Here is a 22,572-nt window from a genome sequence, read left to right as displayed (position 1 = left end):
AAATAAAGGAAATTACGATGGCTACCCCACATATTAACGCTGAAATGGGCGATTTCGCTGATGTTGTGCTGATGCCGGGCGACCCGCTGCGTGCGAAGCACATTGCTGAGACTTTCCTCGAAGATGTCCGTGAAGTGAACAACGTTCGCGGCATGTTAGGTTTCACCGGGACTTACAAAGGCCGTAAGATCTCCGTTATGGGTCACGGTATGGGCATCCCATCCTGCTCCATCTACACCAAAGAGCTGATCACCGACTTCGGCGTGAAGAAAATCATTCGCGTGGGCTCCTGCGGCGCGGTTCGTGCTGATGTGAAACTGCGTGACGTGGTTATCGGCATGGGTGCGTGCACCGACTCTAAAGTGAACCGTCTGCGCTTCAAAGACCACGACTTTGCGGCTATCGCTGACTTCGGCATGGTGCGTGACGCGGTTGATGCGGCCAAAGCGCTGGGCGTTGACGCTCGTGTGGGTAACATCTTCTCCGCTGACCTGTTCTACACCCCAGATCCAACCATGTTCGACGTGATGGAAAAATACGGCATCCTGGGCGTGGAAATGGAAGCGGCGGGCATCTACGGCGTAGCCGCAGAATTCGGTGCGAAAGCGCTGACCATCTGCACCGTGTCCGACCATATCCGTACTCACGAGCAGACTACTGCCGCTGAACGTCAGACGACCTTCAACGACATGATTAAAATCGCACTGGAATCTGTTCTGCTGGGCGATAAAGAGTAAGTGTTTTAAAAGGGGCAATATCAGCCCCTTTTTCTTTTTCCTACTGCGTTAACAATTCCCACATCAGATTGCTTTCCATCGTGGTGATGTCCGTCGCGCGCGAAAATTGCCTATCATTCATTACCGGCGTGAGCTTCAGGGTAAAACTCAATTGTTTACCGTTCACGGGTAACTGATTATCCACCGCGACGATGCCCTCGTTGTTGTGCAATAACAGGCTTTCCTGGCCTTGCCCGTCCGGGGTAAAGCGGGTGCGGTCATTCGTTTTGGCGATGTTGTACTTTTTACCGTCCACAATCATCTGGCTGGCACGAACGGCCAGCGCGCTGCTGTCGCCAAAATAGAAGCGGCCTTTTTCTCCGGCTTGCCCCTGCACAAACAGGGCCATCGTCTGGCCTTCCGGGCAATAGACGCTGACGTTTACCTCTCTTGACGGCATCTGATGCCAGCTGTTTTTCGACCCCACAATATCGTCCTGCCTGAAGGCGCCGAAATCGACGTTGTTGTTGGCGAAATTGAGCTGACACTCATCTGCCGCTTGCGCCAGGGGAACGCTAAGGGGAGATAACGCGGCGGCGGCAATCAGCAGATATTTTGCGTGCAAGGTCATTGGCAGACTCCTTTTGCCGTTTCGTAAAATGCCTCTTTATCCTGGCTGTCGCTCAGGGTGTAGTGAATGCGGCACAGGCGACGCATATTGTCATCCACGCCGTACAGCGCCGGGCTGTCTGCCATGTCGGTGACAAACACGCGTCCACTGTCAACGGCGCTGACCAGATAGTTATTTTTCTCGTCAACGATGCTGGTGCCTTTTGCCAGCCAGCTACCGTCGGCGTTTTTGACTTCCAGCATCACGCGACGGGTGTTAAGCACTTTAAAATCCAGTTCTTTAAACGCGGCATGGGCGGCGGCAACATTTTTAATCCCGTTGGCCAGGTCCATGCTTTTCGGTAAGGTATTGGCGTTGATTTCGATACGGGAACGCCCCCATTCCGTCATGCCAGGTACCACCGCCTGACCCCAGCGATCGGTCCAGACTCGACCCTGCGGCGTGGAAATCTCAATGCCGCTTTGCGGCTCGCTCAGGCGGGCAATCGCAAAGGTGTCTTTCACTTCGTATGGTGAGAAGGTGACGCCATGCTCGTGGAAGGCAACGCCCCCGCTCAGGGTGCCGTTATAGTTGCGCTGGTTATTGCTACCGCTGCCCGCGCCGAGGCTGAGCTGGGTATAATGCAAATTGGTATTGATATTACCGTTGAAGGTATTTTCCTGGCTTTCGTTGTCGCGATCCGCCGAGATGTAATAATTGGTGTTTTCGCCTATCGAACCGTTGTTCTGTAAACCATAGGTCGTCTTCTCGCCCTGGTTACGCATGTACGCGCCCACGCGCTGCGATCCAAACGGGATGCTGACGTTGACGTAGAACATGTCGTCGTCATTGCTATTCTGGTAATTGCTGCCATCGTCACTCTGCTGGTTAAGCGCGTGCTGCCAGTTGGCCGAGATATTAAAGTATTTGAATGAACGCCCCCAGGAGACCATCAGGCTGCGGCTGTCATCATTATTGTCGTTGGCTTCATAGGCATAATAGCCCAGCGAAAAAGCCCCCAGAATGTCATTATTCCAGGAGAGGTTTGCGCTGTAGCTATTTTGATAGCCGTCAAAATCGTCATTCAGGGATTCGATGAGTTCGCGATAGCCTGGGCTGTATTTGGCCGCGCTGAGATCAACGTTAAAATCACCGGGCAGCGCGATGCTGGCGCGAATTTCACCTTTGCCGCCATCATTGGCGTCGCCAAAGGATTCTTTACTGCCCAGGAGCGAGCCGGACAGCATAAAACGGCCTGGCGGTAACCACTGCACCATGGCGCCGCTGGCCTGATAGTCCTGTGTCAGCACGCCGGAGGCGGTGGCCAGCCAGTCGCGATTTAACCGCCAACCGTTGGAGAGGTTATATACCCACGGCAGGTCGTAGTCGGTTTCGATATCGCGCACGCGGCCTACCGACATCGCCAGCCCTACCGGGCGGGTGGTCTGGAAGTTGAATGAAGAGGCCGGTACCAGAAAGCGGCTGACAGAACCGTCGGTCTCTACCACGCTCACGTCGAGGTTAGCATTGGCGCGCATCACCGGAACGTTTTCGAGGCTAAACGGCCCGGCGTTGACCACCGTGGTGTAGATCAATTGCCCCGACTGGCGTACTTCGACGCGTGCCTGGTGCCCACGGGCGATCCCGCTGACGGTCACACCGGGGGTATCCGGCGCGAGGCCGTTTTCCGGGACAAACTGCACGCCGTTAATCGGCGCGCCGGCAAACAGCGGCGAGCTGACGTTAATCTGCCCGACCTGGGCGCGAACCTTATATGATTCATACACATGCTCGGCATAAGTGTAGAGGCTGTCGGTACTATAGCTGCCGTTGTCGTCCGTTATCATATAACGGCTGCGTAAGGTCCATTCGGCGATATTGAGCCCGGCTTCGAGGTTGGCTTGTGTATATCTGCGTGCCTGTGCGCCGTCGACCTCATTACGGCTGGTAAAGAGATTGTAATTGAATAACCCTGCCGTCCCGCCTTTGACAAAGTTGTGTGGTTTCATAAAGCCGCTGTCCAGCGCCTCGCCGGGAACAAACAGCACCAGCGATTCGTTGCCCGGTACCGGGTTAATCACGGCTGAAGGGTAGTCGCTGAGCAGATCGTGGCAGGGTTCATCCTTGCCGATGCGCAGCGGCAACAGACCCGCGGCACTGAGGAAATCCTCGTCTACGCAGAGCTGTCCATTGCTATCAAACAACACGGCCATTGGCCCTTTATCAACACCGTTAATGGTGACGGAAACGGTATGTCTGCCGGGCAGATAACGCGGGGCTTCAGCAAAGTAATCCGCCAGGTTTTTACTGATACCTCGGGAGGCCAGAATCTCGGTATCAAACGTCACTTCCCTGGCCTGCACAAGAACGCCTGGGAGAACCGAAGCCATTAACGAGCAATAGAGTGCAGCCCGGATGCAGGAGGGGAGATTTAGAACAGTCACTCTCATCGCTCTCATCAATTTAATTATTGTGCCAGAGGAGCGGTAAAGCTCGGGACTTCAATGCCGTAGCGGCTGGCGGGATAAAACAGCACTGACTTGTCCCCGGAAACGGCGGATTTCACCTCGACGTTCATGGTTTCACCCGGCAGGATGTAGGTTTTCTTTAAGATGCCTGTTGTGCCGGAAGGCTGGAAAGTCACCTTCTGTCCCAGACGAACCACGTAGGCAGAAGGGTTTTTCACCTGCAGGTTTTTTCCGCTGCCGGACCAGGTCAGCAGTTTCCACGCATCGGTGACCACCGGCAGGTTTTTAGGGCGGATGAGCACCGGAATATCCTGGCGAAGGTTAAAGTTTACTTTCACATTCTTGCTGGTGTTTTTCGGTGGAATGCCTTCAAAGGTGACGCGTTTATAATGCTCGACCGTCAGCGGCTGTGGGCTTTCCATAATAAAACGCAATTGCTGTTGCTGACCCGGCTCAACGCGAACGACGGGCTGCGTTACGTTTAGTTTTACCCCGGTATCATCTGGCAGATCGACAATCGCGGTATACAGCAGCGCAGGAGCGTTATCGGTATTTTTTACGTTCATCACCCCGCTATGGGTGGATTCTTCAATAACCAGCAGAGTACTTTCCGGCACCATGCCGGCAGCGTAGGCCTGGTTAAACAGTACCGGGAATAATAGCGGTGCGGTCAGGGCGAATTTGTAGAGTGAAGATTTAGGTGTCATCGAGATTAATCCTTTAACCTGATAAAAACTCTCCCCGTAGGGGAGAGTCGGGGTGATTAAATATCGCTGGAAATAATCAGAGATATTTGATGGTGATGGTCGCCTGGCCGTCGAGTTTTGTATCGTCGGTAATATTCAGGGTTGTTGTGTCCTGAACGGCCAAAACGGTCTTAAGCGGGAATACTGCGGTGGTGTAAGCCAGTGGTGCAGTCGTGCCGGAGCTCGCTACGGTCATCATCTCCATTTCGCCGTTTTTGATGATCCCGGTGGTAGATTTAACCCATGTTGGATTACTGGTCGTGCCTGAAATGGCGTCCACTTTTGTACCGTCAGCGGTGACGTTAGCGATATCGGCATAAATCGTGAAAGAGCCAATCTTCACGCCACCTGTGGTTTCACCCACTCCGTAAGTCATAGTGGTATCGCTTACGGCATTTTTGGCCGCATCAGCCTCGCTGATATTCAGTGCTGCATTGCTGTTAGCACGATCGTCGGTAATCGCCCACGCGGCTTTGGTGGGTTCCGGGCAGGTGATGGTCAGTGAGGCGTCTTTCTCACCTAACGCATTCAGGCTAGTAGCAGAAAGGTTACCTAAACTGATACGACCATAATCTACTGTGCCTCCACCGCTCACAGCAGGATTACAGGCGGCTACAGTGAGCTTCCCGGAGACTTTCAGTTGGGCTGTCATCGCTGCATTAGCGCCGGTTGCGGCCATTGCCATTGCGATGGCGGAAGCAGCTAAAATCTTTTTCATCGTTGTTCCTTAACGTTCTAATTTTGCATCAACGTCAATGACGTGAGAGTCATATCGGTAATATCGCTATTACAGATAGAACATAGTAATAGTGGCATCACCGTCGATAGGCGTATCTTCAGTGATGGCGAGGATGTCAGTGCTATCTACAGCCAGTGAAATACGTAGCGGGAAGGTGGCGGTAGTAAAGGCCTCTGGGGTGAAGCTATCGTCGCTAATGGTATAAGCACTGGTTCCGTTCGAATATAAAAGATCCAAGTTAGTGCTGTTAAATTTTGACCAGTCGTAATTTGGTGCTTCGGAAGTTAAAGCGTATGCTATTTTCTTGATGTTTCCATCGGCAACGGAGTTGGCACCATCCAATGAAACTGAGTATGCGCCTATTTTATTGCCGCCCGCAGTCTTCCCTACGCCAAACAAAGTTTCAGCGCGCCAGGAACTTTCTGTAGATATGAAACCGCCTTTTACCGTCACGGCGGCTCTGCTGTCTGTTCGATTGTCATTGATGTACCACGCCATTTTCGTTGGCGCCGTACAGGTAATGGTAAAACTCGTATCTAAGCTACCTAGCTGATTGGTATCCGTTGCAGACAGTTCAGCAATTCGCTTGGTGCCAAAATCAACGGTACCACCACCTGAAATTGACCCTACACAAGGTTCATTGGTCAGCGTACCCTCTAGTTTTAGCATGGCAGTGCTATCCGCAGCGTGCGCCGTAGCAGAAAGCGTCATTGCAACGGCGGTTGCAACTAATAACTTTTTCATTAAATCCATCCTTAATATTATTTATCCCGAAAGATAATTTTCCTGGAGAATAATAGTGCCTGTCGATTTAGTTTGTATATATACATATTTAAGTAAAGCTTAAGTATGTATATAGCTATGTTGAATATTATCGAGGAAATAAATATTGATGGGGTTTATTAAATGAAAACTTGTTTATTTTATCTCGATATATACATACGTTGCCAGCGTAGCAAATGGTTTTGTTTATTTGTGAACGCTATTTTATTATTTGCCGATATTATGTTAGCTATGTTGGAAACGCTAACGTTGATGGCGTTAACGTTTCCTGGCTCGGATAAAAGAAGGCTTAACGCACTGCTCCTGCAATCCAATCTGAAATATTTTGTAACTCTTTTTCCTGCTCCGGGAAATCAACTTTTAGTGCTTCACACTCCTGATGCAGCTTATCGGCACGATACAAACATCCTTGCAGACGCTCGGCGAGCGCTTCTAATGGCGCGGGATTGAGGCTGTCGGTAAATACCTGCGTGCGGGTAATCACACCTTTTTCCACGTCGAAGTGTAGCTCTACGCCGCCCCAGGTAAAACGTTCGTCCAGCAGATGAGAGAAGGCCGAAGCCTGACCAAAATTCCACTCCCAGCTGCTTTGACGCGCAAACGTCTCGGCAAAGTTCGGCAGGTCTGGCGTTTTATCCGGAGAGATAATTTCGGCGTCTACGCGCTCGCCGTAGTGACGGAAAAAAGCTTCAGTGACGGCTTCGCAAATCTGCTCGTGGGTAATGTCTGGGAGCAGCTCAACCAGATTCGCCACGCGCCTGCGCACCGACGTAATGCCTTTAGCCTGAAGCTTTTTCTTGTCAGGGTTCAGGTAGTTAGCCAGACGGCTAAGATCGGCGTTAAGCAGTAACGTGCCGTGGTGGAAGCCGCGGTCTTTGGTTTCCCGGTAGGCAGAGCCGGAGACTTTACGATCGCCTTCTTCGGTTTTCACGATCAGGTCGTTACGACCGGAAGCTTCCGCCGTAATGCCCAGCGAATTCAGCGCCTCGAGCACAATGGAAGTCGAGATGGTTTTATCGTACTCCGGCTTACCGGCCATAAAGGTGAAACAGGTATTACCGAGGTCATGGAATACCGCGCCGCCGCCGCTGCTGCGGCGCGCCAGGCGGACGTTGTCTTCTTCCATGCGGCGAGTGTTGCACTCTTTCCACGGGTTTTGCGCCCGGCCAATCACCACCGTGTCTGCGTTACGCCACAGAAATAGCACCCGCTGCGTGGCGGGCATCTGGCGAAAAATACACTCCTCCACGGCGAGGTTAAACCACGGGTCGTGAGAGTCTGAAAGCAGCAGGCGTAGCGTTGACATAGCGATTTCCTTTTCTGATTAATCTTTATCTTCGTCCTGCACCGGCTTGTTCGCGGTGAGCAGGAACGGCGACTGCTGCCAGCGGGTGCGCTTTCCGCGCAGCAGCGTGCGGGCAAGTACCACGCCGATAGCGAGCGACAGCAGCAGCATCAGGCGGAGAATGTTGGTGGTGTTATCCACCTGACGGGATTCAGTGGCAATGGTGTGAGTATCCAGCGTCAGGCGCAGATAGCCCAGAGGGCCATTTTTCCCCTGAATAGGTTCGACGATTTGCTGGTTGAAGTAGCTGCCCGCTTTTTTACCGTCCAGCGCCAGGCGGTCACGCAGATCGACCTGTTCGCCGGTGCGGACAATCAAATCACCCTGTTCATCATACACGCCAGCGTCCAGGATTCGGCTTTTGGTCGTGAGTTGATTAAGCAACTGGCCTATCTTTTTTTCATCCGGCGTTTCGCTTTTCATCAGCGGCGCAAGGTTGAGCGACACTTGAAACGCCAGCGTTCTGGCCAGTTCTTCAAGCTGCGGATTTCGTTGTTTCTGGCTTTGTTGACTGAACCAGGAGGCGCCCTGCATCAATGCCACCAACAGAGCGAGACAGATCAGGACAATCGCGGTGCGATGCAGTCGAAATTTCAGTTTTGCGCGAACCATATTCCACCTTTGAAAATTTACAGCTTAATGTTGCCAGAAGCGCTGGTTACAAGGTAGCCTCATGCGTTATTTTCCTGGGCTTAATATAGAGAAGATTGGAGCTGTAATGCCAAACAGTTTGACCTGGTGCGACTTGCCTGAAGATGTCTCCCTGTGGCCTGGATTGCCGCTTTCCCTGAGCGGTGATGAGGTTATGCCGCTGGATTACCACGCCGGTCGCAGCGGTTGGCTGCTCTATGGCCGCGGGTTGGATAAAGCGAGCCTCACCACCTATCAGCGCAAGCTGGGGGCGGCGATGGTGATTGTCGCGGCCTGGTGCGTTGAAGACTATCAGGTTATTCGCCTGGCGGGGTCGTTAACGCCGCGCGCAACGCGCCTGGCACACGATGCCGGGCTGGACGTTGCCCCGCTGGGCAAAATCCCGCATCTGCGTACGCCGGGTCTGCTGGTGATGGATATGGACTCCACGGCGATTCAGATTGAGTGCATTGATGAAATCGCCAAGCTGGCGGGTACCGGTGAGCTGGTGTCGGAAGTGACCGAGCGCGCGATGCGCGGTGAGTTGGATTTCAGCGCCAGCCTGCGCCAACGCGTTGCCACGCTCAAAGATGCCGATGCTGATATTCTGCGTCAGGTGCGTGAAACCCTGCCGCTGATGCCGGGGCTGACTCAACTGGTACTGAAGCTTGAAACGCTGGGCTGGAAGGTGGCGATTGCCTCCGGCGGCTTTACTTTCTTTGCCGATCACCTGCGCGATAAACTACGTTTAACCGCGGCGGTGGCCAATGAGCTGGGTATTCGCGACGGTAAGCTGACGGGCGAAGTGGTGGGCGATATTGTCGACGCGCAGTATAAGGCGAAAACCTTGCTGCAACTGGCTGAGAAACATGAAATTCCCCATGCTCAGACGGTGGCGATTGGCGATGGTGCCAACGACCTGCCGATGATCAAAAAAGCCGGGCTGGGGATTGCGTATCATGCCAAACCAAAAGTGAACGAACAGACGGAAGTCACTATTCGTCATGCCGATTTGATGGGGGTGTTCTGCATTCTCTCCGGCAGCATGAATCAGAAATAAAGAGGTTAACGTGGCGAAAGCTCCTAAACGCGCATTTGTTTGCAATGAGTGCGGTGCGGATTATCCGCGCTGGCAGGGGCAATGTAGCGCCTGCCATGCCTGGAATACCATCACCGAGGTGCGTGTTGCGGCTTCCCCTACGGTCGCACGTAACGAGCGCCTGAGCGGCTACGCGGGTAATGCCGGCGTCGCAAAGGTGCAAAAACTGTCGGATATCAGTCTGGAAGAGCTGCCGCGCTTTTCCACCGGCTTTAAAGAGTTTGACCGCGTGCTGGGCGGCGGTGTGGTGCCGGGTAGCGCTATTTTGATTGGTGGTAATCCCGGGGCCGGTAAATCGACCCTGCTGTTGCAAACGCTGTGCAAGCTCGCCGAGCAGATGAAAACCCTGTACGTCACCGGCGAAGAGTCGTTGCAGCAGGTCGCGATGCGCGCGCACCGTCTTGGGCTGCCAACCGCGAACCTGAATATGCTTTCCGAAACCAGCATCGAGCAGATTTGCCAGATTGCGGAAGAAGAGCAGCCGAAGCTGATGGTTATCGATTCCATCCAGGTAATGCACATGGCAGATATTCAGTCCTCGCCGGGCAGCGTGGCGCAGGTGCGCGAAACCGCGGCCTATCTCACGCGCTTTGCGAAAACGCGCGGTGTGGCGATTGTTATGGTCGGCCACGTGACGAAAGATGGCTCGCTGGCGGGGCCAAAAGTGCTTGAACACTGTATCGACTGCTCGGTATTGCTCGACGGCGATGCGGACTCGCGCTTCCGTACGCTGCGCAGCCATAAGAACCGTTTTGGTGCGGTGAACGAACTGGGCGTATTTGCCATGACCGAACAAGGTCTGCGCGAGGTGAGTAACCCTTCCGCCATCTTCCTGAGCCGCGGTGATGAAGTGACCTCTGGCAGTTCGGTGATGGTGGTATGGGAAGGTACACGCCCGCTGCTGGTCGAGATTCAGGCGCTGGTGGATCACTCCATGATGGGCAACCCTCGCCGCGTGGCTGTGGGTCTTGAACAGAACCGACTGGCGATTCTGCTGGCGGTATTGCACCGTCACGGCGGGCTACAGATGGCAGACCAGGATGTGTTTGTTAACGTGGTGGGCGGTGTGAAGGTGACCGAAACCAGCGCAGACTTGGCCCTGCTGATGGCGATGGTTTCCAGCCTACGGGACAGACCGTTACCGCAGGATCTGGTGGTCTTCGGCGAAGTCGGGCTGGCCGGTGAAATTCGTCCCGTCCCTAGCGGACAGGAGCGCATTTCAGAAGCCGCTAAGCATGGTTTCCGCCGCGCGATTGTTCCTGCGGCTAACGTACCGAAGAAGATTCCGGAAGGCATGAAGGTCTTTGGCGTGAAAAAACTCGCCGACGCGCTGGATGTTTTTGACGAACTTTAATGTTTGACCACCGGCGACGTACTGTGTCGCCGGTCTTTTTCCCCGGAGAGTACCGTGAGTACATCCGGGTTTTTTGTATAATGGGTAGATGGTTTACCCCAATTCAGCAGGAGGCTCTTGTGTCGTCGTTCGACTATCTCAAAACCGCAATCCGTCAGAAAGGCTGTACGTTACAGCAGGTCGCTGACGCCAGCGGCATGACCAAGGGCTATTTAAGCCAGCTTCTCAACGCCAAAATTAAAAGCCCGAGCGCGCAAAAGCTTGAAGCGCTGCACCGCTTTCTTGGACTGGAGTTCCCGCGTCAGCAGAAAAATATTGGCGTGGTATTCGGTAAGTTTTACCCACTGCATACGGGGCATATCTACCTGATCCAGCGCGCCTGTAGCCAGGTTGATGAGCTGCATATCATCATGGGTTATGACGACACGCGCGACCGCGCGCTGTTTGAAGATAGCGCCATGTCGCAGCAGCCGACGGTGCCAGACCGCCTGCGCTGGCTGCTGCAAACCTTCAAGTACCAGAAGAACATCCGTATTCACGCCTTTAATGAAGAGGGCATGGAGCCGTATCCGCACGGCTGGGATGTGTGGAGCGCGGGCATAAAAACGTTTATGGAAGAGAAGGGTATCGCGCCCAACTGGATTTACTCCTCAGAAGAAGCCGATGCGCCACAGTACCTTGAGCATCTCGGTATTGAAACGGTGTTGATTGACCCAAAACGTACTTTCATGAACATCAGCGGGTCGCAGATTCGTGAGAACCCATTCCGCTACTGGGATTACATTCCAACCGAGGTGAAGCCGTTCTTTGTGCGTACGGTGGCGATTCTTGGCGGCGAGTCCAGCGGGAAATCAACGCTGGTGAACAAGCTGGCGAATATCTTTAATACCACCAGTGCCTGGGAATATGGGCGAGACTACGTTTTCTCGCACCTGGGCGGCGACGAGATGGCGTTACAGTATTCCGACTACGACAAAATCGCGCTGGGACATGCTCAGTACATCGATTTTGCGGTGAAGTACGCTAACAAAGTGGCGTTTATCGATACCGATTTTGTCAGCACTCAGGCGTTCTGTAAGAAGTATGAGGGGCGTGAACACCCGTTTGTACAGGCGCTGATTGACGAGTACCGCTTCGACCTGGTTATCCTGCTGGAAAATAATACTCCGTGGGTGGCCGATGGGTTGCGCAGCCTGGGGAGTTCAGTCGACCGCAAGGAGTTCCAGACTTTGCTGGTCTCTCTGCTTGAAAAGAACAACATCGAATTTGTACATGTCGAAGAATCAGACTACGACTCCCGGTTCCTGCGCTGCGTGGAGCTGGTGAAAGAGCTGATGGGGGATTAACCTTCTGGCACGGCACTTGCGTGGTGCCGTGCTGTTTCATCATTATGAAAAATATTTTTATTGGTTGCCATTGATTCGTTTATATTATAAGAAATTTTGCTTTTATTTTTCGGCCATTATTATAAGTATGATATTTATAATATCGTATTTTACATGTGCTGCTTTCTTAAATAACGCTTTGATTATAAATAAAAATATATCATTTAATATATTCTAAAAAATCATTTAAGTTTAATTAAATGAGATAGTGCTAGTTATTGTCGTCATTAAAAGCTAAATTCCATTCTCCAATTTATATCATTGGAATGCATCAAGGGAATGGTGTGGCGGTTTCTTATTTATTGTTTTTATAATTTTTGTAATTAATGCTTCAATCTCTATTATTCACCTCCTGAAGATGTCCATCCCCTGTGATTTTTTGTTAGTCGCTATGGTCGTATAAGGCCAGGGCGGTAGCATGCCTGAATGGAAGAAACATCTTATGGCCAGAAACGGTATCGATGTCCAGCGTGCGGCAGTTTGCGCGCTTTTTTTACGTGAAATTAAAACACGTTTCGGCAAGTATCGGCTGGGCTACTGCTGGGCTATTCTCGAACCTGCCGCGCATATGCTGGTGATGTTAGCCGTATTTGGTTTTGTCATGCACCGCACGATGCCGGATATTTCATTTCCCGTTTTTTTGATAAACGGCATTATCCCTTATTTCCTTTTCAGCCATATCGCTACCCGCTCTATTAGTGCAATCGACGCAAATCAGGGGCTATTTAATTATCGTCCAGTTAAGCCTATCGACACCATTCTGGCAAGGGCGCTGCTTGAAAGCCTGATTTATGGCTGTGTCTATATTGTCCTGATGTGCGTGGTCGGTATAGCCGGTGAGGTGTTTAGCGTCACGCAGCTTGTCACCTTAGTAGTGACGTGGTTGCTGCTGATTCTCTTTTCCTGCGGGGTAGGGATGGTGTTCATGGTGGTGGGGAAGACGTTTCCTGAGATGGAGAAGTTTCTGCCTATCCTGATAAAGCCACTCTATTTCGTCTCCTGCATTATGTTCCCGCTGCACGCCGTACCGCGTGACTATTGGCCCTATCTCCTCTGGAACCCCATTGTACATATCGTTGAACTGAGCCGTGAATGCGTGGTGGCGGGCTATGTGAGCCAGGGGGTGAGCCTGCCTTATCTGGCTTTCTGCACTCTGCTAATGCTATTTGTAGGGCTTGTTCTTTATCGCCTGCGCGAAGAGGCGATGTTGACATCATGATCCGCATTGAGAATCTCACCAAATCCTATCGTACGCCCCAGGGGCGGCACTACGTCTTCAAAAACCTCAATATTAAGCTGCCCAGCGGAAAAAGCGTGGCACTTATTGGTCGCAACGGCGCTGGGAAATCGACGCTGTTGCGCATGATTGGCGGAATCGACCGACCAGACAGCGGCAGGATCGTCACCAATAACACCATTTCGTGGCCTGTAGGCCTTTCCGGCGGTTTCCAGGGCAGCCTTACCGGGCGCGAGAACGTGAAGTTTGTCGCCCGGCTGTACGCACAAAAAGGTGAACTACAAGAGAAGGTCGCTTTTGTCGAAGAGTTTGCCGAACTGGGGAAATACTTTGATATGCCGATTAAAACCTACTCATCGGGGATGCGCTCACGGCTGGGGTTTGGTTTAAGCATGGCGTTTAAATTTGATTATTATCTGGTTGATGAAGTGACAGCGGTGGGTGATGCCCGGTTCAAGCAGAAATGTGCGGATATGTTTAAAGCTCGGCATAAAGAATCGAGTTTTTTAATGGTGTCGCATAGTTTAAGTAGTTTGAAGGAGTATTGCGATCTTGCGTTGTATTTTGATAAGGATGGACATGCTCATTTGTTTAACGATGTCAATATAGGCATACAACGTTATAATAATGAAGAGTTAATCTAATATATGCATGAGAAAAAAAATGGAGTCCTGACTTGCATTGTACCCATTGATTTGAGAAGAAGACCAAAAGATATCATCTCCAGGGCTGCTAATCTTTCTATGGCAGCTATGAAGGATAACGTAAGTATTTCCTTTGGCCTTAATTATTCGAATGATAGATACGAGCGTTTATTTATTGAAAAAATGAGTGCTTTCTCAAATGTTTCTATTGAATTAGTAAAGCAAAAAAAAGAAGTTAACTTGTCTTCACTTAGAAATGCGGCATTCTCTAATGTTGGTACGGATGATCTGGTTTTACTAGATGTCGATATTTATCCTGACTTTAGCATTTTTATAAAAGATATTAAAAATAACTATTATGAAAAAGATAAGTTTATAATATACCCTTGCTTGTATTTGAGTAAGTCCGGAAGCAAAGCTTTAAAAAATAATAACCTTAGAAGGATCGATTTACTGGAGAAGTATTTTTTATTTCATCGTATGCATTTCTTACATTTAGCGAGCCCCTCATCAATCACTTTGATGAAAAAGCATATATATAAAGAAATTGGTGGATTTAACGAGAGTTATATAGGACATGGGTATGAAGATTTCGATTTTCTAATTCGTCTTTGTAAGTTTTATTCAATCTTACCTGAAGATACAGATTCGTTTATCGATAAACCATCAAGATCACCGCTGTTCGCTATTGGGTTCCGACGATTCCTGGGACGGTTATGCTTTCCTAAACTGTTAAGTAAAGAGATACTTCTTCACATTTACCATGATAAATACCAGTGTGAAAGTGATAATTATTATGAATTTAAAAAGAATAATTTTTGTTCTTTTAAAAATGAACATCATGTTTTTTTTAAAAATGAAATCAGTGACGCTAATGATACATTGATTTCTGAGTTTATCAATTATGTATCGATGAACAAAGGTTCTATTCATGATTATTCAATTTATTTTGAGAATAAGCCTGGCCATATTGATAGGTTAGATACGTTTAAACGAAGGTTGAGGTTTTTATTAAATGGATAAATTTAATTTCCGTAATATAAAAAAAATTAATAAACTTATAAAAGATCCTGATTTATTTTTTTATGATTTATTTAAAAAGAGATTAGGAAATAGAGTCAATCCTTATAATGAAAAGTTAGAAGTAGCATATGGTGTTGAGCATAGTATAAATTATGATGAAATTATAAAAAATGGAGTGGTGAATTATGTAAAAGATAAGCTCAATGCAGGGTGTTGTGTCAGAAATAAACATGATTACGATAGTATTATTATATGGAGTGGACACTTAAATTTACTTTTAAGTATAGTTGGCGTATTAAAAAAAATGTCATCTATGTCTATGAAAATATATACATTAACTGGTGGCTATCATGTGGAAGTTGACGCGAACACTGATTTTAATATCAGTAAAATAACTCTGGCCCTTTCAAAACGTTCTGACTTTGTGATTGAGTTATCAAATCAGATCAACGAGGGTTATGTTTTTAATGTTTATCTTTACGATGTGGATTCTGATGGTTTAGCAACTGCACGGTCAAGACATGTGTTGGCGAAAAAATTTCATGTGAGTGAAATACATATGATCTACAATAGAGACGTACGGGATCATGTCAGCGTTGATGCTGTATATACATGGGTAAATCAGACTGACCCTGAATGGCAAAAAAAATGGCTGAGCACATTCCCTGAAAGAGAATTTGATCCCGATCGGTTTACGGATAATGACGAGCTGAAATATTCTCTCAGATCGATAAATAAATATGCGAAATGGATAAATAAGATATACGTAGTCTCGAATTGCTCCAAACCATTCTGGTTGAAAGATAACCCTAAAATTGAATGGGTTCTTCATGAGGAAATATATCCAAGTGAAGAGATGCTTCCGACATTTAATTCACATTCAATTGAGTGTTGCTTACATAATATTAATAATTTAAGTGAGCATTTTATTTATTTCAATGATGATGTTGTTTTAGGACAGCCGTGTCTTAAATCAGATTTTTTTGACGATGCTGGCAGATCTATTTCCTATTATGAACCTTATGGTATGGTTTATGACAGCTCCATGAGAGAAAATATACCTGATTATATGAAAGCATCTATCAATTCATGTCGCCTGCTTAAAAATATTGCTCCGAATTATAGTGCAAGAAACTTAACAAGGCATGTGCCTCATGCGTTGAAGAAATCAGTATTACAGCGCATAGAAGAATTTTTTAATTTTGACATCAATAGAACAAGATATTCAAAATTAAGAAGCGATACTGATATTAATTTAACTTCTTTTTTATATCATCATTATTCCTATATAACTAAGGAGTCTGTTTCTGGCGAAACTAAAAACATCATTGTAAGACCATCAAATATTAAAATGATTCTGGATAAGCAAGCATTTTCTCATAAGCTTATGTGTTTCAATGATGGGGCAGGTAGCGCGGTAGATAAAAAGTATAAGGCTGCCACAAAAGATTATCTTAATAGACGGTTTAGTGAGTCTGCTCCATGGGAAAAAGAAATTCATGATTAATTCTTATATGTCCTATAATTATCGAAAGAGATTTTTTTACTCGCTATTTTTTCCGTTGAGAGCATATTTTTCTTGATATACATATTATCTTTCCCATAAAACACCGCATTAATCTGCGTCGTCTCCAATAAATATCCACGAAACTTACCCAGCAACTTCATATCCGGCCTAAACCCCGCCGTCCAGAACTGGTGCAGATGCCCCTGATACGTCAACCCTTTCATGTCGTACAGGGCATCGCCCATCACCTTCAGCGATTTATTGTGTATCAGCGCTGACAGCCCCGCCGTACTATTGATTGTCACCACTGCTTTTGCATGTTTCAGCATTTCTGGCATGGGTAAATCGTGTACGTACAACACGCGGTTTTCTACTCCGTATTTCTTACTGAGCCATTTGATTAAAGGCGTATACAAGCGGTGGCCGCGATCCATCGGGTGATGCTTAAACACGAGAAACTTTGTCACTGGTGCTTTCGTCGCGAAAGAATAAATCACGTCATTAATATACTCGCGAACGTCGTTATAAGGGCTGTGCTGACGGATTTGGCTATCGTTGTAAACTTGTAAGATGGCCAGGTAATAACGATTATCCAGCTGGTTTTGCAGGCGCGAGAGCACATGCCGCTCTCTAAAGGCATACCAATGTTTACGCCTCCATGCTCGGATCCAGCAGCGCATCTCATACCACGGAGAGAATGACTTGTGGTGCCGGTAGTGTGGGTACTGTTTCTGGTGAAACCAGCCAATGAGATAATACCAGGTCGCATGCCGGTAGCGCTGGCACGTTGAGGGCTGCAGGGATTGAATAACGCGCGGCGGCATTTCCGGCAACTGGCGATAAAAGTCGGATTCCCGCGGAAGCGAAGAGTAGGCGTTAACGCCGCCGATCTCTAGCGTAATGAAGTGAGGACGTAGATAACCTTCTTCGAACGCCAGGAAGCGTAGCCCCTTTGCGTTGGACCACCGGCGTGCTGCCTGGTGTAAAGGACGGCAGTCGCCAAAGCAGACGAGTGTATCAAAGGGATAGGTTTGCCAGACTCCTTTGAGCCAGTGTGCAAACTGCGCTGGCGTTTGGGTATAGTGCAGCACGGTGCGCTGGCGGCAGTAAAAATGGTCTCCGCCGTTAAAAACCACGTTGACGGCTTCACGGCCTTTACTCTCTAGCCAATTGGCCAGTTCGGAAAAGAAGGGGCCCATCGGGCCTTGTAAAAGCAAATAGCGCTTACCTGCCAGCAGGTTGTTCATTGCGGTGCTTTCCATGCACCCTCCTGATTATTATATAAATTTTACGCGGTAAAAATTGATGGCTTTGCGGCACAGGCGTACCAACCGGTTGGCTTTTCTCTTTGCCGCCATTGCGGGACGGGTTTGTGTCGTTAGCCATGCCGCAGCCGCTTCGACCGTGATGACGCGCTGGTCACGTGGGTGGATATAGGTTGGGTAGGCAATAAGGGCCTGGTAGATCAGATCTTGCAGCGTCAACGACCGTTGGCGGCGGGTATTGGGATGCTCATCCACGGTAAGCCCCCATCCGGAGTAGAACGGCTGGCCATAGCAGTACACCTGCTTACCGTGCAGTAGCGCTTCAAATCCAGAAAGTGAGGTCATAGTGTGGAGTTCATCCGCTTGCTGAATACACTCGATAATATCGACATCAAGGGCCACGCAATCGGCCAGGCGTGACATCTCCGCTTCGGCAATATGGCCGGGACGGTTGCCGGTGAGCACGTCGGGGTGCGGTTTATAAATAATAAATGCGTCCGGATATCGTTCACGGACGGTATGCAGGAGCGCCAGATTGGTATTGATGCTGAGCGTGCCCGTCGCAATAGATGCATCGTTTTCCACCTGCCCAGGAACCAGCAGCACGCGTTTCCCTCCGGTTGGTGGGCACTGCCAGCCTTCACCGAGGTTGTACTTGCTGAGCTTATTTTCCACCAGATGCCGATGCAGATGTGATGCTCGTAGCTTCTGTTCGATGGTCAGGAGAGAGTGGTTAAGCAGATGCTCCAGATCGCTGGGACGGGTTGCATCGTAGTAGATGCCTGTCTTGTCGAGCACCAGTGAAAGCGGGGCTTGCAGGTCTGAACCAAGACCTGATGAACGCAGAAAACCATCCTCCATCCGCCAGATGGGAAGGTTGCGAGCTTCCGCATCTTCCTTCCAGCGCTCCTCCCCCTGAATTCCCCAGACGATGCAGGCCGTTGCCTCTTTGCAGCGACGGGAGAAACTCACTCGATTATCTGAAGTTCGCAAAAAGGGCTTCACGATACTGCTTTTCCAGAGCGTCATACCCGGTGCCCATAAATGTCCCCGCCGGGCAAGACGGTGGGTTCGATTCAGGTGCAGGTAGTCCAGCACGTCGAAAAGGGTGGCCCGCTCGCCAGTGTAGGGATCGATATAGCGGGAGTATCGAAGCCAGGCGGCGCTGACCAGTGCTGTCAGCGGCGCGGAGCCACGCCGTGCTGCGAGCGCTGGTGCATCGGGATGGCGATCGTCCGTTATCCCCCATCCTGCGTACCAGGGAAGCCCGAAGCAGACGACCTTTTTGCCAGCCATCAGCGCTTCAATGCCGTATTGCGATGTGACGGTATAGACCCTAGTGGCGTGTCGCAGCAAAGACTGCGGACTGACGTCTTCGACGATTAGCTGAATTCGCGGGTCGATTGGCTGCACGTTGAAATAACCGCGCTTTTTACCGCTGAGAACATCGGGATGGGTTTTGATCCAGATTTCTGCCCGTGGGTGCTCGCGGCAGGCGCTGGCAAGCATCGCGGAAAATTGTTGCTCGTTTGCCCCACCAAGCGTTACAGAGATGTCCCCAAAGGTCTGGTCAATAACCAGTACGACCTCTTTGCCCGATACGTGTGCAGAAAAGGGCGGGGCGTGGTTATATTTCGAGAGATCGTGGTTAACTATCATCGTGATAGCACGCTGCGCCTCGTTTTCCTGGTAGGGATCGACGGCGGCGGCTTGGATCAGCTTTTCCAGCCGACTGGGCGTGCGGGCATCGTAATAAATACTTAAATCATCCATTACCATTGCTAGTGGTGGCGCGCCATTCACGCCTAGTCCTAGCGAGCGGGTGAAGCCATCTTCCAGTCGTAGAATAGGAATGCCGGCTTGCCGAGCCAGCTTGATAGGGCGCTGTGCTGAAGGGCGTTCTCCCCACACTGCGATGGCGCGAAGGCGGGTTGACGCGAGGTTGTGATGGGGCGTCAGCTTGATGCCGGGTTCACCGAGAAACGCCTCAAGGTGCGGCGTTTTCCAGATGCCTGATGAATAAATGCCAATCATCCTGATTACATTCTCTAGTGCAATGATGGGATAGCAGCGGCGGGATAACCCACCGCTGCTATAGGGGTTACAGATCCAAAATCACTTTTGCCGCAACGGCTAACTGATAAAGGATGGTGGAAATACCGCGTGTAACTTCGATGTTTTTCGATTCATATTTCGGCAAGACCATAATTTCGTCGCCTGCCGCGATGGTATTAACATCGTCGGCGTTCAACGCTTCGCCATCCTGGCGGATGACGATGATTTTCGACTGTCCGGATTTTTGTGTTAGACCGCCGCATTTTTTAATGTAATCATCAACATCAAGCTTTTCTTGCCAGCTGACCGCGTTGGGGAACAGTACGGAACCGTGTACCATCACCAGCGACGTTTTCTCTGGGATGGTGATGATGTCGCCATCTTCCAGCAGCACTGAATCGAGATTACTTTCATTGAGTACCACCTGGCCTTTGGGGACCACGTTGCGGGCTTTGGCAACAAAGCGGCTGACCAACTGTGCTTCCTGAACACGCAGGCGAGCCTCTTCCTGAGTTGCGGATTGTGAAGAGAGAGACGCTTCCTCCAGTTTTTGCAAGGAGAGGTCGAGCATCTCTTTTTGCCGCAGAGCAACGGACTGGCGATAAAGCTGAATGCTGTCCATCCGGGACATGTTGTTGGTTCTGATTTGTGAGAGCACCTGTTTCATCGTACTGCCGTAAGGCAGGACCAGTGCGTGTTCGCCGGAATGCGCGCCTTCAATGCGCACCTGGATAGTGCCTGCGTAGCGGTCGGAGCTGATGATCAGCTTATCGCCATCCTGTAGGCTTCTCCCGGCGGCACTCCCCAGTGGATAGTACTCTGTCCGCTTGATCGTGCCCTGCTGGCGCACGATGGTGAAATGGGTGGAGCCAGGCTTAGGACGTGCCCAGTTCAGGGCCTCCAGAACGGGAATTGAGCCTTCAGAAAACTCGAATTCGTAGCCGTTATAAACGTCGCCCTCAACGCTAAAGCTCTGTTTTCTGGCACCGACCACGATGGTGTCACCATCGGCAAACTGCGAGAGCGCGAGCGTACCGTTGAGCAGGAAATCGTACAGATTGACGTGAGTACGCGTTGATTTTCCGCGTTTTATCGCAATGTCGACGTAGCTGCCGCGTTCGCTGTCTACGCCGCCGGCTTTGCTCAGATAGGAGAGCAGCGAGTCAGATGCCACGCCGCCGTACAGTCCAGGATTTTTGACGTAGCCCGTGACAAAGACCTTCACCGGTTGTGCTTGCAATAGGGAGGCATACACGTTGACGTTAGATTGGTACACCTCTTTTACCTTGGCAGTGACCAGGCCGTTGAGCTGGCTGTTGGCGACGCCGGTCACTTTCAGCGGTCCAATATTCGGCACAAAAATATTGCCTTTAGGATCGACCGTCAGCGCGCCATCGAAGGTAAACGCGCCCCAGAGGCGAACCTGTACGGTATCACCGAGCCCAATCACGTAGTTCGGATTAAAGCCGATGCTGGCCCCGCTATCCGCTGAAGCTCCGGTAAAGAGCTGGGCGCCGAACATCCGGCTATCGGCAGGTAACTGCGGCGACGGCGGTGTGTTATCAAAACCGCTGGTGTCAGCAGCGTTACCATTTTGCGGCATCAGCACGGAGGGGGGCGGGGCCGCGCCGGTTAATTCAGGGTCTGCCGTTACGCCAACGGCAAAAGTCGCGTTTGATTGCAGCAATAGAAATAAGAAAATGAGTGTGGCTCGTTTCATAGAGGATCCGGTTCAGTGTTAGCGTCAGTCTCGGTGATCTTCGATAATGGTCAGCAGCAATCGGGTTACCCCATACAGCAGGCAGCAGACCAGCAGCCAGCTCATTAGCAGGTAAGGGACGTTGGGAAATGCTGATTCTTGCGCCTGTTGCGGGGTGCTGATGGTGGCGAGCGTTTTTAATTTTCTGGCGCTTTCGACTCGCGTTTTTTCAAAGGCTTTGAGCGCGAGCGCGTACAGATCGCCTTCAAAAACGGCCTGCGACTTTATCTCTTCAAAATCGGCCGCCATGCTGTTGAGCTTTTTGCCTTCAGGCGCCGTTATCTTGCTTTGTTCTTGATCGATTTGAGATTGCAGAGAGCTGATGGCGTTTCTGGCGCTGACAACCTGTGGCGCATCGCTGCGCAGGTAGGTCAGTAAGTTGCGTAGGTCCGCCTCCATTTCAATTTTTTTCGCCCACAGCGAATTCACAAGCGTCGTCGCCGCTTCCGCTGAAGCCAGCGGATCCAGAATATTGTGGCTGTTCTGATAGGTAATTAATGCCTGCTTGCTGGTGTTTAATCGGACTCTGGCCTGCTGTAACTGTTCTTCGGCAAACTTCATCTGTTCACGGGATATCTGGTGAGATAGCTCATTGATAAAGCGCTCAGACTCTTTTAGCACTGCGCGGTTAAATTGAAGGGCGAATTCAGGCGTGAACCCTTGCGTCTGGATAGTCAGCAGACCATTTTTTTCATCATAGCTCGCCGAAATACGCTGGCGATAATAGTCCAGCAATTGTTCGTTCGTGGCATGTATCGATAAATGATAAAAAAAATCTAAGCCACTCTCTCCAAACGCCTGATGGAAATTCAGTTGTTTATTGAGAGTATGCATCATATCCGGGGAGTTTATATATTCTTTCAGATACAGCGAGTCTTCGGCCGATGAGGAGGTGGAACCTCCTAATAACAGGCCGACGTTCAGGCTGGCGGTATCAATATCAGCAGGGCGTTTGACGGCGACTTTTGATTCACTGACAAACCGTGGTTGGCTGAAAATAAGCAGATAAACAAGCAGCAATAGCATGGGAGTAGCGATCATAACCAGCCATAGATAACGTTGTACTTCAACGTTTTTTAGCTTTTTTACCGTCTTTCGTAAGCCTGCTGCCGTTGCGAGTAATACCGCCGATATGTGCGGAGAGATCATTTTCATAGCTTCGCTGATTTAAACCTTTTAAGAAATATAAAATAGTTATTATGAATAA

At 49.9% G+C, this 22,572-nt stretch carries 19 protein-coding genes; 8 read left to right on the top strand and 11 right to left on the bottom strand.

Annotated elements, in window-relative coordinates:
* Positions 1-17 precede the first annotated feature (17 nt).
* Positions 18-737 (top strand): purine-nucleoside phosphorylase, encoded by a 720-nt coding sequence (gene deoD / locus RDN66_RS10705; RefSeq protein ID WP_202216549.1) that lies wholly within the window; start codon positions 18-20, stop codon positions 735-737.
* A gap of 40 nt (positions 738-777) precedes the next feature.
* Here the strand turns inward: deoD and RDN66_RS10700 are convergent, their stop codons facing one another.
* The 7 genes from RDN66_RS10700 to RDN66_RS10670 all read right to left on the bottom strand — a co-directional run bounded on the left by RDN66_RS10700 (position 778) and on the right by RDN66_RS10670 (position 8,019).
* Entirely contained in the window at positions 778-1,347 is a 570-nt protein-coding gene (locus tag RDN66_RS10700) for a hypothetical protein (protein ID WP_202216548.1), read from the bottom strand.
* Positions 1,344-3,770, bottom strand: a complete 2,427-nt coding sequence (locus RDN66_RS10695; protein ID WP_202216547.1) for a fimbrial biogenesis usher protein — start codon at positions 3,768-3,770, stop codon at positions 1,344-1,346. Before RDN66_RS10695 ends, RDN66_RS10700 begins: the two co-directional genes overlap by 4 nt.
* Positions 3,771-3,793: 23 nt before the next feature.
* Positions 3,794-4,501, bottom strand: coding sequence for a fimbria/pilus chaperone family protein (locus RDN66_RS10690; RefSeq protein WP_202216546.1), 708 nt, complete (start codon positions 4,499-4,501; stop codon positions 3,794-3,796).
* Between the two features lie 76 nt (positions 4,502-4,577).
* The gene (locus tag RDN66_RS10685) at positions 4,578-5,258 is read right to left on the bottom strand and encodes a DUF1120 domain-containing protein (RefSeq protein ID WP_202216545.1); all 681 of its coding nucleotides are present in this window, start codon (positions 5,256-5,258) and stop codon (positions 4,578-4,580) included.
* Between the two features lie 69 nt (positions 5,259-5,327).
* Positions 5,328-6,023: a DUF1120 domain-containing protein gene (locus RDN66_RS10680; protein ID WP_202216544.1), complete on the bottom strand. Its 696-nt coding sequence runs from the start codon at positions 6,021-6,023 to the stop codon at positions 5,328-5,330.
* Positions 6,024-6,351: 328 nt separating this feature from the next.
* Positions 6,352-7,368 carry a lipoate--protein ligase LplA gene (gene lplA, locus RDN66_RS10675; protein ID WP_308537841.1) on the bottom strand — a complete coding sequence of 339 codons (1,017 nt, stop codon included), beginning with the start codon at positions 7,366-7,368 and terminating at the stop codon, positions 6,352-6,354.
* A gap of 18 nt (positions 7,369-7,386) precedes the next feature.
* Entirely contained in the window at positions 7,387-8,019 is a 633-nt protein-coding gene (locus RDN66_RS10670; RefSeq protein WP_035894567.1) for a YtjB family periplasmic protein, read from the bottom strand.
* A gap of 106 nt (positions 8,020-8,125) precedes the next feature.
* Between RDN66_RS10670 and serB the strand changes: the two genes are divergently transcribed.
* The 7 genes from serB (at position 8,126) to RDN66_RS10635 (ending at position 16,286) form a co-directional block, all read left to right on the top strand.
* Complete coding sequence (gene serB, locus RDN66_RS10665) at positions 8,126-9,097, top strand: phosphoserine phosphatase (protein WP_035894569.1); 972 nt, start codon at positions 8,126-8,128, stop codon at positions 9,095-9,097.
* 10 nt (positions 9,098-9,107) lie between these two features.
* The gene (gene radA, locus RDN66_RS10660; protein ID WP_035894570.1) at positions 9,108-10,490 is read left to right on the top strand and encodes a DNA repair protein RadA; all 1,383 of its coding nucleotides are present in this window, start codon (positions 9,108-9,110) and stop codon (positions 10,488-10,490) included.
* Positions 10,491-10,609: 119 nt separating this feature from the next.
* Positions 10,610-11,836 (top strand): multifunctional transcriptional regulator/nicotinamide-nucleotide adenylyltransferase/ribosylnicotinamide kinase NadR, encoded by a 1,227-nt coding sequence (nadR, locus tag RDN66_RS10655; protein ID WP_202216542.1) that lies wholly within the window; start codon positions 10,610-10,612, stop codon positions 11,834-11,836.
* A 481-nt stretch (positions 11,837-12,317) separates the two neighbouring features.
* The gene (locus RDN66_RS10650) at positions 12,318-13,094 is read left to right on the top strand and encodes an ABC transporter permease (RefSeq protein ID WP_202218168.1); all 777 of its coding nucleotides are present in this window, start codon (positions 12,318-12,320) and stop codon (positions 13,092-13,094) included.
* A complete protein-coding gene (locus RDN66_RS10645; protein WP_202216541.1) occupies positions 13,091-13,756 on the top strand; it encodes an ABC transporter ATP-binding protein in 666 nt (221 codons plus the stop codon). Before RDN66_RS10650 ends, RDN66_RS10645 begins: the two co-directional genes overlap by 4 nt.
* A gap of 3 nt (positions 13,757-13,759) precedes the next feature.
* Complete coding sequence (locus RDN66_RS10640) at positions 13,760-14,779, top strand: galactosyltransferase-related protein (protein WP_202216540.1); 1,020 nt, start codon at positions 13,760-13,762, stop codon at positions 14,777-14,779.
* Positions 14,772-16,286 (top strand): stealth conserved region 3 domain-containing protein, encoded by a 1,515-nt coding sequence (locus RDN66_RS10635; RefSeq protein ID WP_202216539.1) that lies wholly within the window; start codon positions 14,772-14,774, stop codon positions 16,284-16,286. The genes RDN66_RS10640 and RDN66_RS10635 overlap by 8 nt, the downstream gene beginning before the upstream one ends.
* On the opposite strand, the gene RDN66_RS10630 is transcribed toward RDN66_RS10635, so the two are convergent.
* From RDN66_RS10630 to RDN66_RS10615, 4 genes are all read right to left on the bottom strand, one after another.
* Positions 16,283-17,548, bottom strand: a complete 1,266-nt coding sequence (locus RDN66_RS10630) for a capsule biosynthesis protein (protein WP_202216538.1) — start codon at positions 17,546-17,548, stop codon at positions 16,283-16,285. The genes RDN66_RS10635 and RDN66_RS10630 overlap by 4 nt on opposite strands.
* Positions 17,549-17,563: 15 nt before the next feature.
* On the bottom strand, positions 17,564-19,585 hold the full coding sequence (locus tag RDN66_RS10625) for a capsular polysaccharide biosynthesis protein (protein WP_202216537.1): 2,022 nt from the start codon (positions 19,583-19,585) through the stop codon (positions 17,564-17,566).
* 67 nt (positions 19,586-19,652) lie between these two features.
* The gene (locus RDN66_RS10620; protein WP_202216536.1) at positions 19,653-21,326 is read right to left on the bottom strand and encodes a polysaccharide biosynthesis/export family protein; all 1,674 of its coding nucleotides are present in this window, start codon (positions 21,324-21,326) and stop codon (positions 19,653-19,655) included.
* Between the two features lie 24 nt (positions 21,327-21,350).
* Positions 21,351-22,406, bottom strand: a complete 1,056-nt coding sequence (locus RDN66_RS10615; RefSeq protein WP_202218167.1) for a capsule biosynthesis protein — start codon at positions 22,404-22,406, stop codon at positions 21,351-21,353.
* Positions 22,407-22,572 lie beyond the last annotated feature (166 nt).

The organism is uncultured Kluyvera sp. (assembly GCF_902485085.1).
Taxonomy (GTDB): Bacteria; Pseudomonadota; Gammaproteobacteria; order Enterobacterales; family Enterobacteriaceae; genus Kluyvera; species Kluyvera ascorbata.
The sequence above is the reverse complement of the archived record's forward strand: the minus strand, read 5'-3'. Positions and strand labels throughout refer to the sequence as shown.